The sequence below is a fragment of the Stenotrophomonas lactitubi genome (genome assembly GCF_002803515.1).
Classification (GTDB): domain Bacteria; phylum Pseudomonadota; class Gammaproteobacteria; order Xanthomonadales; family Xanthomonadaceae; genus Stenotrophomonas; species Stenotrophomonas lactitubi.
In genome coordinates, this window is sequence record NZ_PHQX01000002.1 from 354,046 (window position 1) to 366,957 (window position 12,912).

Sequence of the window (12,912 nt, forward strand, 5' to 3'; positions counted from 1 at the left end):
CCTGTACTGGCAGGTGCAAAGAAAGGCTCCAGCAACGCACGTACACCCGTGGAAACGCCAGACAGCCTGCACTCGATGGCGGTTGCCCGCATCATCGATCTTGCCAGTGAAGGTGAGATCCGCGGTCTGGTAGCGGGCAAGCAGTCCATCTACCTGGACCAGGTGCCGATCGAGAATCCGGACGGCACGCTGAACTTCTCCGGCGTGGACGTGCAGACGCGTTCGGGTACCCAGGACCAGGAGCACATCAGCGGCTTCCCCTCGATCGAGAACGAAGTCGGCGTCAACGTCGAACTGCGCAGCGATGCGCCCGTGGTACGCACCGTGTCCGGTGCCGATCTGTCAGCGGTCCGTATCCGTTTTGCGGTGCCCGCGCTGCAGAAGACCAACACCGAAAACGGTGATACCGAGGGCTACCGCATCATGTATGCGGTGGACCTGTCCACCGATGGTGGCCCGTTCAGCACCGTGCTGAACGATGCCTTCAGTGGCAAGACCACCAGCCAGTACGAGCGCAGCCGCCGCATCGATCTTCCGGCGGGCAGCCAGTGGCAGGTGCGCATCCGCCGGCTGACCGCGAACGCCAACAGCAGCACCATCGCCGACACCGTCAATGTGCTGTCGATGACCGAGATCATCGATGCCAAGCTGCGCTATCCCAACTGCGCGTTGGCGGCGGTGCAGGTCGATGCCAGCCAGTTCCAGAACATTCCAACCCGCTCCTATCAGTTGTGGGGGCGCATCGTGCGCATCCCGTCCAACTACGATCCGCTCAGTCGCATCTACAGTGGCGTGTGGGACGGCACCTTCAAGAGTGGCTGGACCAACAACCCGGCGTGGGTGTTCTTCGACATCGTCACCAACGATCGCTTCGGCCTGGGACATCGCATCCCGCTGGACTGGGTGGACAAGTGGCGCCTGTACCAGATCGCCCGCTACTGCGACGAGCTGGTCAGCAACGGCCAAGGCGGCAAGGAACCCCGCTTCACCTGCAGCCTGTATCTGCAGACCCGCGCTGAGGCATACAGAGTGCTGCAGGACATCGCCACCATGTTCCGTGGCATCAGCTTCTATGCGGCCGGGCAGGTCATGGCTTCGGCCGATATGCCCAAGGACCCGCTGCTCACCTACAGCCAGGCCAACGTCATCGAAGGCCGCTTCCACTATGCGGGCAGCAGCCGTACGGCGCGGCATACCGTCGCTCTGGTGTCCTGGATCGATCCGGATGACTTCGGCCGGCAGAAGGTTGAAGTGGTGCAGCATCTGCCTGGTGTTGCCCGCTATGGCATCAACCAGACTGAAGTAACGGCGGTGGGTTGCCATTCGCGCTCGCAGGCGCAGCGCGTGGGCAACCATATCCTGCATACCGAGATGCTGGAGACCGAGACGATCAGCTTCTCCGTGGGGCTCGATGCACTGGGCTGCATGCCGGGTGACGTGATCCAGGTGGCCGACCCGAACCGCGCCGGTCGCCGCAACGCGGGTCGCATCCGCAGTGCAGGTACACGCAGCCTGGTGCTGGATCGCATGCCGGAACAGGTCGTTGCCGGTGACACCCTGCGCGCCACCCTCCCCAACGGCCATTCCGAAGCGCGCACGGTGCAGTCGGTTGACGGCGATACGGTCATGGTTACTGCACCGTGGTCGGCAGTGCCGGTCGCGCAGTCGGTCTGGGCATTGGAGTCGCCGGAGCTGGCACTACAGCAGTACCGCGTGCTGTCGATCAGTGAAGGCGAAGAGCTGACCTACCAGATCACCGCGCTCAAGCATGTGCCGGGCAAGTACGCTGCCATCGACGATGGTACGCGCCTGGAGCAACTGCCGATCAGCATCGTGCCACCCAGCGTGCAGCCGCCGCCGAACAACGTGCGGATGGCCTCGCATGTCGTGGTCGATCAGGGTATCGCCACGTCGATGCTTACCATCGAGTGGGATGCGGCAGACAAGGCGATCGCCTATGACGTGGAATGGCGTCGTGGCGATCTCAACTGGGTACGCGCCGGTCGCGTGGGTACGCAGAGCCTGGAGGTGCGCGGCGTGTATGCCGGCCAGTACCTGGCCCGGGTGCGTGCGGTCAATGCGCTGGGTGCGGTGTCGCAGCCGATGGTCAGCGCACTGACGACGATTGAGGGCAAGACCACGCCACCGCCTGCGCTCTCATCGTTGACCAGTACCAGTCGCCCCTTCGGCATCGCACTGTCCTGGGGCTTCCCTGAAGGCGCAACCGACACCGAGCGTACCGAACTCTGGTACAGCACCGGTCCCAACCGTGAGAGCGCGATCAAGCTCGGTGACTTCGCCTATCCGCAGGCGCAGCACCAGATGAACGGTCTGGCCGCAGGCGTGCGGTTCTGGTTCTGGGGGCGCTTGGTGGACCGCAGCGGCAACATCGGGCCCTGGTATCCCCTGGATGTCGGGGTGATCGGCGAATCGAGCAGCAACCCAGACGACTACGACAGCTACTTCGCTGGCCGCATCAACGAAAGCGCCTTGGGTCAGCAGTTGCAGCACAAGATCGAGCGTGTCACCGAGGTATTGCCGCTGGTCTGGGACGCGGCTGCTTCGTACAGTCCGGGCCAGACCGTCATCCACGACGGCCGGATCTGGAGCTGGCAGGGAACCGCAGCGGGCAACGAAACGCCACCCGGTACCCACTGGAAGGACGTGGGTGATGCCATCGCTGACGCTGGCGCCGTTGTTGGTCGTGTCGACCAGCTTGAGATGGACGTCACCGAGGTTGATGGCAAGGTGGCCGCACAGGGTCAGAAGGTCGACGGATTGTTCGCCCAGGTCAGTGACCACAGCGCGGGCGAGGAGGACTACAACGTCGGTGAGAACGACGTTACTGCCGGTGCCATCACCGTCTACAGCGTAATGGCGGAGAAGGACGCGGCGCTGGCCAAGCGGGTGGATACGGTCGAGGCATCCATCGATGGTGTTCCTGGCAAGATTGAAGGTGTCAGCGCGGCCGTGCAGCAGGTCTCACAGGCCGTGGTCAACCTGGATGGCAAGGTCAGCGCGACCTATACGGTCAAGGCACAGATCACCAGCGCCGGGCAGATCTACATGGCCGGTATGGGCCTGGGCGTGGAGCAGCAGCCTGATGGCAGCTACCAGAGCCAGATCCTGATGCAGGCCGACCGCTTCGCGCTGATCAATGAGAGGAACGGGCAGATCACCACGCCCTTCGTAGTCGAGAACGGGCAGACCTTCATCAGTCAGGCGTTGATCGGCAACGGCAGGATCCAGAACGCGATGATCGGTGACTTCATCCAGTCCAACGCGGTGGGTGCCAAGGGCTTGCCGCGTTGGCGGTTGGACAAGAGCGGTGCGATGACCATGACAGGCCCGGACAACGGGGGCTATCTGACCATCGTTAACAACGTCATCCAGGTATTTGATGCAGCCGGAACGCTGCGCGTACAGATGGGGGTGTGGTGATGCCTGCAGGAATTCAAGTATTCAATGCCGACGGCAGCCTGGGTTACGACCCTCGGGGCAGGCTGTTCCGCGTCCTTGCGCGTATCCAATATAGCGTGGTCGATGGCAGTGCCGCGTTTTCCCGGCAACCGGAGGATACGGATCTGACGCCGGTAGCCCTCGGCTGGTATGCCCCGGACTTCAGCATCGACATGGCTGCCGGCACCATCAGCTGGCGACACGTCAATGTTCCTCTCAACCGCCGCTACGGTGGCACTGTCGAAATATGGACGCGCTGACATGACCGCAGGAATCAAGATCATCAATGACTGGGGTACGGTGTTGATCGACGACACCTTTCCCACGCTTGCCATGCTCGCCCAGGGAACCACTACGCTGGATAGTGAGGGCAGCCGGTACATTGGCAATCATTCAGGCACCGTCGCGGTGCGATCGACGTCAGTTGTGGGCTATCAGTACTTCAACGAGATTGATGGCTATCCCCGAGGACTATTCCTGTTCGGTCCGCCTGGAGCGGTCGTGGAGTGGTATGTCTACGCACCGCCACAGGAGCCACCGAGCAACTTCGGATTGATCATTCGCGACGGTACAGGGCGGTTGACGTTCGATGCGGGCAGGAAGGCTGCACGCGTTGCCGGGTTGCGTTCGTCTTCGAGCCGGCCCGGCTGGCAGGGCACCGCCGGATTCGATCCGGGGCGAGCCTGGGCAGTGATGCCACTGATCTATGCGTTCGATTCGGTCAATACGTTCCGGCGCTGGGGTGATCCGCAGGAGTATCTGCAATACGAGGATGTGAGCATCTCGGGAGGCGCGGTAAATGGTGGCACCATAACCTTCGGGATGACGCAGAAGAGCCGGCGTACCTATGGCCCCTACTACGGGAGTCCCTTGCCAGCCGGATTCACCTATGCCTCGAACAACGCGGCTCTTGCCGTGATCGACGTGACGGGCTATTAGCGCGGCGGGCAGCGGTTTCCTTGGCCGCGCAGCCGGGGGAGCCATTTGAGCCCCCCGGTCCCTTCCCGTAGACTGCGCCCCTCCCACGCTCCCAGACGACGCACTGCAGTGATCACGCCACCCTGAACCTTGCCGCCCTTCGGCAGCCGGCCCATCCGGCTCAGGAACCCGTGTCTTTCCACTGCAGCGCCACGTGGCCCCGCCCGCGTGTGCGCGGAGCTTTTCCATGCAAACGTCCTATCCCCTGCGCCAGCAATGGCTCGGCAATCTCCGTGGTGATCTGCTGTCCGGTGCCGTTGTCGCCCTGGCGCTGATTCCTGAAGCCATCGCGTTCTCGCTGATCGCGGGCGTCGACCCCAAGGTCGGCCTGTATGCCGCGTTCTCCATCGCCGTGATCACCGCCATCGCCGGTGGCCGGCCGGGCATGATTTCCGCTGCCACCGGTGCGATGGCATTGGTGATGGTCGACCTCGTTCGTGATCACGGCCTGCAGTACCTGTTCGCCGCCAGCATCCTGGCCGGCCTGCTGCAGGTAGTGGCCGGCGTGTTCAAACTCGGTTCGTTGATGCGCTTCGTCTCGCGCTCGGTCATCACCGGCTTCGTCAACGCACTGGCCATACTGATCTTCCTGGCGCAGATGCCGGAACTGATCGGCCGCGGCCCCACCGTCTACGTCCTGTGCGCCGCCGCGCTGGCGATCATCTACCTGCTGCCACGGGTTACCCGCGCCGTACCTTCGCCGCTGGTGGCCATTGCCGTGTTGACAGCGGTGGTGATGGGGTTCGGCATCGACGTACGCAGTGTCGGCGACATGGGCCGGCTGCCCGACAGCCTGCCGCACTTCTTCATCCCCGACGTGCCGATGACGTGGGACACCCTGCGCATCCTGCTGCCGGTGTCGGCGACGCTGGCGGTGGTCGGGCTGCTCGAATCGATGATGACCCTGCAGATTGTCGAGGACATCACCGAGACGCCCAGCGAACGCAACCGCGAATGCGTCGGCCAGGGCCTGGCCAATACGGTCACCGGTTTCCTCGGTGGCATGGCCGGCTGCGCGATGATCGGCCAGTCGGTCATCAACGTGACCTCCGGCGGTCGAGGCCGGCTGTCCTGCCTGGTGGCCGGTGTACTGCTGCTGGTGCTGGTGGTGTACGGCAGCGATCTGGTGCAGCAGATTCCGATGGCGGCGTTGGTGGCGGTGATGATCATGGTCAGCATCGGTACCTTCAGCTGGCGCTCGCTGCGTGACCTGCGCACGCATCCGCGCAGTTCGTCGGCGGTGATGCTGCTGACCGTGGTGGTCACCGTGGCCACCCACGACCTGGCCAAGGGTGTGCTCAGCGGCGTGTTGTTGTCCGCCCTGTTCTTCGCCCGCAAGGTGGGCCGCATGCTGGACGTGCAACTCGAAGACGTTGCGGACATGCAGGTCTACCGTGTACGCGGCCAGGTGTTCTTCGCCTCGGCCGGACAGCTCGGGGCGGCGTTTGATTACCAGCATGTGGCAGCGAAGGTGCAGATCGACCTGCGCGAGGCCCACCTGTGGGATCTGACCGCGGTCGCAGCGCTGCAACACGCGCAGGAAAAGCTCGCCGCGCACGGCGCCGAGGTCAGCGTTGTCGGCCTCAACGCCGCCAGCCAGACGCTGATCGAACGGGTGGGAGGGCGCGGCGGCGCACATTGACCGCGCGCCCGGTCCAAACCTGTGCCGGGATCCAGGCATCGGTCTGGCAAGCCGGATTTCTGCGATGCCGTCCGCGCAAGCTGAATCCAGTCAGCCATCTGAAACCGCCGCTGTCGTAGGATTGCCACCGTGATGGGGCCGATGGACGGCCCCTCCCGGCCGGCGACCGCTGGCGACACGCAAGGGAGATACAAGCAATGCAGGCAATGGATGCCCGTCGGGGCAATGAACAGATCGCCTCCGGCCGTCGGTACTGGAAGGTGCTGGCCCTGTGCCTGGCGCTCACCGCGTGCCAGGCACCTTCTTCCCCTGCATCGGCCGAAGCGGCGCCCCCCCCGGCACCGCTCGCCGCGGCCGCGCCGGCAGCGACCCCCAACCCAGCGTCTGGTGATTCCTCCGGGTACCCCGATGCGTCCTACACGGACGGTCGCTTGCGCCCGGCTTATGGCTGGTGCGTGGATGGCGTGGAGGATGCGGGCAAGCTGCAGGCCTGCGGCAAGGACGAACTGGCCTATCAGGAAGGGCGCCTGCAGGAGGGTGCCAGCAAAGCCGTGACCGGGCTCGATGCTGCTGCGAAGAATGCGTTCCTGGCCACCCAGGCGACCTGGCGCAGCGATACCGACCGTCATTGCGCCGCTCCGGCCAATGCCGGGGTGGATGACCTGCAGAAGGCACAGGAGTGCCGCCTGTTCCGCGTGGCCAACCGCGCTGACGCATTGCTGGCGCAGAGTGCGCCGCCGGATACCTCCTATACCCAGGCAACGCTGCGGCCCGAATACACCCGTTGCGTGCAGGATGCCCGGGGCATGGACGACCAGCTGGAAGTCTGCGACACGACCGAGCTCGCCCACCACAAAGCACTGCTGGAAGCACAGGTTGCGCGGCTGATGGACAGCCCTGACGGCCCGGCCAAGGACCGCTGGATGGACGAGCAGGCCAACTGGGCCGAGGACACCGACAAGCGCTGCAGTGCGGCCACGGAGAGCGTGGGTCAGGCGCTGGACGCGCAGTCGTGCCGCATCAACCGCTACGCCAACCGCGCAGTGGAACTGCAGAAGCGCATGCTGGCCCCCTGACGGGGCCTCCGGCGTGTGCAGCGCATCGAAGCATTGACCGGTAGGAAGCAGACCATGGCGAGCAGGACCTTGAGCATTGTGGTGACGGCGATGGTGGTGCTGTGCACCGGCCAGGTGCATGCCGCGTCCGCGCTGAGCGCGGCCTACCAGGCGTGCTCAGGCCGCGCGCAGGGCACCATCGAAGAAGCCGCCTGCCTGTCCAGCGAATCGGACCGGCAGGACCGCCGGTTGAACCAGGCGTACCAGCAGTTGCAGGGACGCCTCGACGCCACGGCCAAGACCCACCTGCTGGCCGCGCAACGGGCGTGGCTGCAGTCGCGCCAACGCGATGGCGAACTGGAAACCGTGCTGTACGACGATTCGCAGCCGGGCAACCTGCAACAGAAATTGAATGACACCGAGCGCCTGCGCGCGCGCGCCGATCAGCTGGAAACCTACCTGCGCCTGATCGGTCCGTAATCCGCAACACGGTCATCCCTCCACGGATCAGGAAGTGAGCCATGCCAAACAACATCGATACCCGTAACCTGGACGCAACCGCCGGCGCGGTGTTTTTCGCCGTCGGACGCGGCACCGAAGGTGGCGGATCGTCGTACCACCTCAGCATCGCCGGCATCACCAAGGGACTGGATGAGCCGAAGTGGGGCACGGTCAGCGCGGTGGCCGCCAACAGTGGCTATTCGCTGGGGACCATCCAGGTCGACTTCGGCCAGCGTGGCAAATGGCCGCTGGGCGCCACCGAAGAGCGTGCGCTGAAGCCCGGCGAGACGACCTACGTGGACGCGGTCATCCAGCAGGCCAGCAGCTACGCCAAGGCGCACCATCTGCCCTTCACCAGCGACCGCGCCGACCTGCGTGCGGACCTGCTCAGCCACGGCGACGGCGAGGGCAAGCGCTCCTCGATCCGCTTCATCGATGTCCCGACCCGCGACAGCATCAACGCTTGGGCCGGGTCGCCCGAAGGCAAGCAGTGGATCCACACCCACGTGGACTACCCGCAGGTGCGCAACGCCACCCGCATCGCCATGACCATGCTGGACAAGCACGGTAGTGGCATTGCAGAAGACAAGCGTTTCGAAGCGATCGCGCTGATCGCCAAGTCCGCCAACCAGTTGCCGGGGACACTGCCGCAGCTGGAAGCGGTACTGAAGCGGGGCGGCGACTACCAGGACCTGCGCGACAAGGCGGCCGAGATCCGCCAGGACAAGAAATACTATGCCGGCCTGGCGGCCGCTGACGTCGCCGCTGGCTATGAAGAGGCCTATCCCCGCCACTCGGCGGAGATGGATCGCGCGCATCTGAAAGTGGGTCGCCGCGACTTCGCGCCGGCCAACGAAGGCAACGATCCCGATATCCGCGTAGCGCTGGAACAGGCGCGCTCGCACAAGAACGGTGGCGCTGGCCCGCAGGTGCTGAAAGAGGGTTCTACCGGCCGCGCGGTGGAGAAGCTGGAGCACAACCTGCATGCCTTGGGTTACGGCGGTGCAGGCGCCCAGGCGATCCACCCTGATCGCCAGTTCGATGCCAGCACCCGGCAGGCCGTCGAAGCCTTCCAGCGCGACCACCGTCTGAATCCGGTCGATGGCAAGGTGGGGCCTGCGACGCTGGGTGCGATCGACCGCGAGGCGCGCGCGCTGCAACGTGACATGGCCGCGCTGGGCCTGACCGATGCGCATGGCAAAGCGATCACCGCCGATGGCTACCTGGGGGCTGGCAGCCAGCACGCCATCAATGTGTTCCAGCAGCAGCACCATCTGCCGGCCACCGGCATGGCCGACGCACAGACGCGCCGCGCCATCGATGCCGAGGCCGCACAGCATCGCCCTGCTGCGCCTTCGCCTGCCGCCCCGGCAGCCCCGGCAGCCCCGACTGCGCCGGCAGCACCGACGAGGGCTGCGCCACCCGCAGCGCAGCAGCACACCGGTCCTGCCGGCGCCGCAGCGCCCGGTGGCGGGCGCATTTCCGTGGTGGAACCCTTCGGCAACGGCAGCAGCAACCGCGTCCTTCGCCATGGCATCAGCGGCGAGGACGCGTTCCGCGAGCTGAAGATCCACCATCCCAAAACCAATGCCGCCGCCGTGCGCGCCGGCGATGCCAGCAAGGTTGACCGCACCGCGGACATGGTTGACGGCGAACTGGAGGCCGTGCGCAAGCGCGAGGACATCAACGGCATTCCGCTGGTGCAGAAGGACCTGATCCTGACTGACCGTGCCGGCGGGCGCAGCCTGATGATTCCCAGTCCGGTGGCTGGCTACGTCAAGCTCAACAACGACGGCACCAATTCCATCAGCATCTACAGCCATCCGGTCGGCGATGCCCGCCGTGAGCTGGTGGGCCAGGTGTTGCACGGCGCTGTCGGCTCCATCCCGTACAAGACCGGCGATTTCGTCGAGTACGGTGCGCCGCTGGTGCGCCAGTCCGATGTGGGATCGCCCGGCGCGGTGCACGCGCATATCGAAGTGGAGCCGGCGCAGTTCCGGCGCTACCTCGGCGACATGCTCAACGACCGCATCACCCTCGGTGGCAAGGTGCAAGCGCAGGGGCCCGAAGCCGCGCAGGCCGCACGCACCACGCAGCAGGCGCCGATGGCCGATGGCATGCTGGTGAAGGGCGAACGCGGTGACGAGGTCAAGGCGCTGCAGGGCAAGCTGGCAGCACTGGGCCACGTGGGCGCCGACGGCAAGCCGCTGGCGACCGATGGCATCTACGGCAAGGACACCTTTGCGGCGGTCAAGCAGTTCCAGGCCAACAACGGCCTCGAGCAGGATGGCAAGGCCGGCCGCCAGACCCTGGGCCGATTGGATGACCCGGCCGCAGTGAAGGCCGCAGGTCAGCCTGCTGCGCCGGCAAAGGCGGAGCCGACCGCACCGGCAGCTCCCAGCATGCGTGACCCTTCGCATGCCGAGAATCCGCGCTTCAACCAGGCGCTGGAGAAACTGCAGGTGCTGCAACAGCAGCGCGTGCAGGCCGGGCTCTGCCCGCTGTTCGCCAACGCGCAGGAAACCGAACGTGCTGCGGGCCAGCTGGCCTACGAGAGCAAGGTCGCCGGCATGCGCCAGATCGACCACGTGGTCGCGCGCCCGGATGGCAGCGGTCTGTTCGCCGTGCAGGGCAACGTCGGCGACCCGGCCGCGCAGCGCACCTTCGTCGACAGACGACAGGCCGTGTCGCAGTCGGTCGAGGCCAGCACCCGCCAGACCGAGGAACTGGATATCCAGTTCAACCAGCGCGTGCAGGAACAGCAGCAGGAGCAGGTGAAGGGGCGCGCGCAGTAAGGTCGCCGCGGTGGGTTCCCGGGGCCGGTCTTACGCCGGCTCCGGGCAGAACTCCGGGCCCGCCGTCGCCGTTCAGCCCGGCGGTGTAAACTATTGATCTCACTGGCAATGCCAGTCTCCACGATCAACCGCCCGATGACGTCCGCCACCGCCCGTTACGCTGATTCCCTGCGCCTGTCCGTCGCCCCGATGATGGACTGGACCGACCGCCATTGCCGGGTGTTCCACCGCCTGCTGGCGCCGGGTGCGCGGCTGTACACCGAAATGGTGCACGCCAACGCGGTGATCCACGGTGATCGCCAGCGCCTGCTTGGTTTCGACGCCAGCGAACAACCGCTGGCGCTGCAGCTCGGTGGCAGCGATCCGGCCCTGTTGGCACAGGCCGCGCGCATCGCCGCCGAGTGGGGCTATGACGAGGTCAATCTCAACTGCGGCTGCCCGTCCGACCGCGTGCAGGCCGGCCGTTTCGGTGCCTGCCTGATGCGCGAGCCGGTGCTGGTGGCCGAGTGCGTATCGGCCATGGTCGAGGCGGTGGACATCCCGGTGACGGTGAAGTGCCGCCTGGGCGTGGACGAGGACGACAACTACGACGTATTCGCCAGCTTCGTCGACCGCCAGGTCGATGCCGGTGCCGCGATGGTGGTGGTGCACGCCCGCAATGCCTGGTTGAAGGGCCTGTCGCCGAAGGAGAACCGCGAGGTTCCTCCGCTGAAGTACGACTGGGCCTATCGGCTGAAGCAGGAGCGCCCGGCGCTGCCGGTGGTGCTCAATGGCGGCCTGGCCAGCATCGAGGCGGTGCAGGCGCAGGCCGCGCACGTCGATGGCGTGATGCTCGGCCGCGCGGCCTACCACGACCCCTATCTGCTGCATCAGCTGGAGGCCCTGCACACCGGCGCGCCGCTGCGACCGCGCGGCGAACTGCTGCGCGCCCTGCGTCCTTACATCGAAGCCCGCCTGGGCGAGGGCCTGGCCCTGAAGCACATCACCCGCCACATCCTTGGCCTGTTCCACGGCCAACCCGGTGGCCGCGCATTCCGCCAGGTACTGAGCGAGGGCGCACACCGCCCGGGCGCCGGCTGGGCCCTGATCGAGCAGGCGCTGGAAGTGACCGATCGTGGCGCTGATCGCGCTGCAGCGTGATCGTCGTCACATTCCTGACTTGACAAGCGGAGCGGATTCGTTCCGAATGTTCACTTAGCTGAACGACACGACGGAGCATCCCGAAAAGTTCAGACCGGATTCACCGCCCGAAACCAAGAATTTGCAAAAGATTTGTAAAACGCCGGGTTCCATTCCGGTGCCCGGATTTACGACTTTTGAACGAATCGCCGTGCTCGGCTAGGATCGCATCGATGTCTTCCGCTCCCTTCCACCGCTGTTTTGCCTTGGCCACCTGTGTGGTCCTGGCGGCTGCCCCGCTGTCTTCGGCGCTGGCGCAGGACCCGCAGCGGGAGCAGGGGCGCGCTGAAATGATGGAGCGCGGTGGCCGGGCGGCCAACAACGAGCGCTCGCTGTCCGATGCCGTGCGCCGCGTGCAGCGGACCACCGGCGGCCACATCCTGGGCGCCGAGCGGGTGCCGTTCGATGGTCGTGACATCAACCGGGTCAAATACATGGACGACCGCGGTCGGGTCCGCTACATGGACGACCCCGCCCCGGCAAGTTCACAGCCGCGCACGCCGCGGTCGGATATGTCATCACTACGCGGCGATAACCCCTGAACAGGGATAGTTGTCGCTATCAACCCGTACCCACAGGCCTCCGGGCCGCACCCAGCACACTAGGGAGAGTTCATGCGTATCCTTCTGGTCGAAGACGAAGCCCCGCTGCGTGAGACCCTGGCAGCCCGGCTCAAGCGCGAAGGTTTTGCCGTCGATGCAGCGCAGGACGGCGAAGAAGGCCTGTACATGGGCCGCGAAGTACCGTTCGACGTCGGCATCATCGACCTTGGCCTGCCCAAGATGTCGGGCATGGAGCTGATCAAGGCCCTGCGCGACGAAGGCAAGAAGTTCCCGGTGCTGATCCTGACCGCGCGTTCGAGCTGGCAGGACAAGGTCGAGGGCCTGAAGCAGGGCGCCGACGATTACCTGGTCAAGCCGTTCCATGTGGAAGAGCTGCTGGCCCGCGTCAACGCGCTGCTGCGCCGCGCCGCAGGCTGGAGCAAGCCGACCCTGGAATGCGGCCCGGTTGCCCTGGATCTGGCAGCGCAGACCGTCAGCGTGGCCGGCAGCAATGTCGACCTCACCAGCTACGAGTACAAGGTGCTGGAGTACCTGATGATGCATGCCGGTGAACTGGTCTCCAAGGCCGACCTCACCGAGCACATCTACCAGCAGGACTTCGATCGTGACTCGAACGTGCTGGAAGTGTTCATCGGCCGCCTGCGCAAGAAGCTGGACCCGGATGGCGAACTGAAGCCGATCGAGACCGTGCGCGGTCGTGGTTACCGTTTCGCGATTCCACGCAACGAGGGCTGAGGCCT

10 protein-coding genes are annotated in these 12,912 nt (G+C 65.5%); all 10 read left to right on the top strand.

Annotated elements, in window-relative coordinates:
- Positions 1-48 precede the first annotated feature (48 nt).
- The 10 genes from CR156_RS21110 (at position 49) to CR156_RS21155 (ending at position 12,907) form a co-directional block, all read left to right on the top strand.
- A complete protein-coding gene (locus CR156_RS21110) occupies positions 49-3,441 on the top strand; it encodes a TipJ family phage tail tip protein (RefSeq protein WP_243382168.1) in 3,393 nt (1,130 codons plus the stop codon).
- Complete coding sequence (locus tag CR156_RS21115; RefSeq protein ID WP_100554452.1) at positions 3,441-3,719, top strand: hypothetical protein; 279 nt, start codon at positions 3,441-3,443, stop codon at positions 3,717-3,719. The genes CR156_RS21110 and CR156_RS21115 overlap by 1 nt, the downstream gene beginning before the upstream one ends.
- Before the next feature lies 1 nt (position 3,720).
- On the top strand, positions 3,721-4,398 hold the full coding sequence (locus CR156_RS21120) for a hypothetical protein (protein ID WP_100554453.1): 678 nt from the start codon (positions 3,721-3,723) through the stop codon (positions 4,396-4,398).
- Positions 4,399-4,624: 226 nt separating this feature from the next.
- Positions 4,625-6,079, top strand: a complete 1,455-nt coding sequence (locus tag CR156_RS21125; protein ID WP_100554454.1) for a SulP family inorganic anion transporter — start codon at positions 4,625-4,627, stop codon at positions 6,077-6,079.
- A gap of 206 nt (positions 6,080-6,285) precedes the next feature.
- Entirely contained in the window at positions 6,286-7,155 is an 870-nt protein-coding gene (locus CR156_RS21130) for a DUF1311 domain-containing protein (RefSeq protein WP_100554455.1), read from the top strand.
- Positions 7,156-7,209: 54 nt separating this feature from the next.
- Positions 7,210-7,614 (top strand): lysozyme inhibitor LprI family protein, encoded by a 405-nt coding sequence (locus CR156_RS21135; protein ID WP_100554456.1) that lies wholly within the window; start codon positions 7,210-7,212, stop codon positions 7,612-7,614.
- A 41-nt stretch (positions 7,615-7,655) separates the two neighbouring features.
- Positions 7,656-10,430 carry a peptidoglycan-binding protein gene (locus CR156_RS21140; RefSeq protein ID WP_100554457.1) on the top strand — a complete coding sequence of 925 codons (2,775 nt, stop codon included), beginning with the start codon at positions 7,656-7,658 and terminating at the stop codon, positions 10,428-10,430.
- A 108-nt stretch (positions 10,431-10,538) separates the two neighbouring features.
- The gene (gene dusA / locus CR156_RS21145; protein ID WP_100554458.1) at positions 10,539-11,570 is read left to right on the top strand and encodes a tRNA dihydrouridine(20/20a) synthase DusA; all 1,032 of its coding nucleotides are present in this window, start codon (positions 10,539-10,541) and stop codon (positions 11,568-11,570) included.
- A gap of 212 nt (positions 11,571-11,782) precedes the next feature.
- Positions 11,783-12,151 (top strand): hypothetical protein, encoded by a 369-nt coding sequence (locus tag CR156_RS21150; RefSeq protein WP_100554459.1) that lies wholly within the window; start codon positions 11,783-11,785, stop codon positions 12,149-12,151.
- A gap of 72 nt (positions 12,152-12,223) precedes the next feature.
- On the top strand, positions 12,224-12,907 hold the full coding sequence (locus CR156_RS21155) for a response regulator transcription factor (RefSeq protein ID WP_004136763.1): 684 nt from the start codon (positions 12,224-12,226) through the stop codon (positions 12,905-12,907).
- Positions 12,908-12,912: the final 5 nt, after the last annotated feature.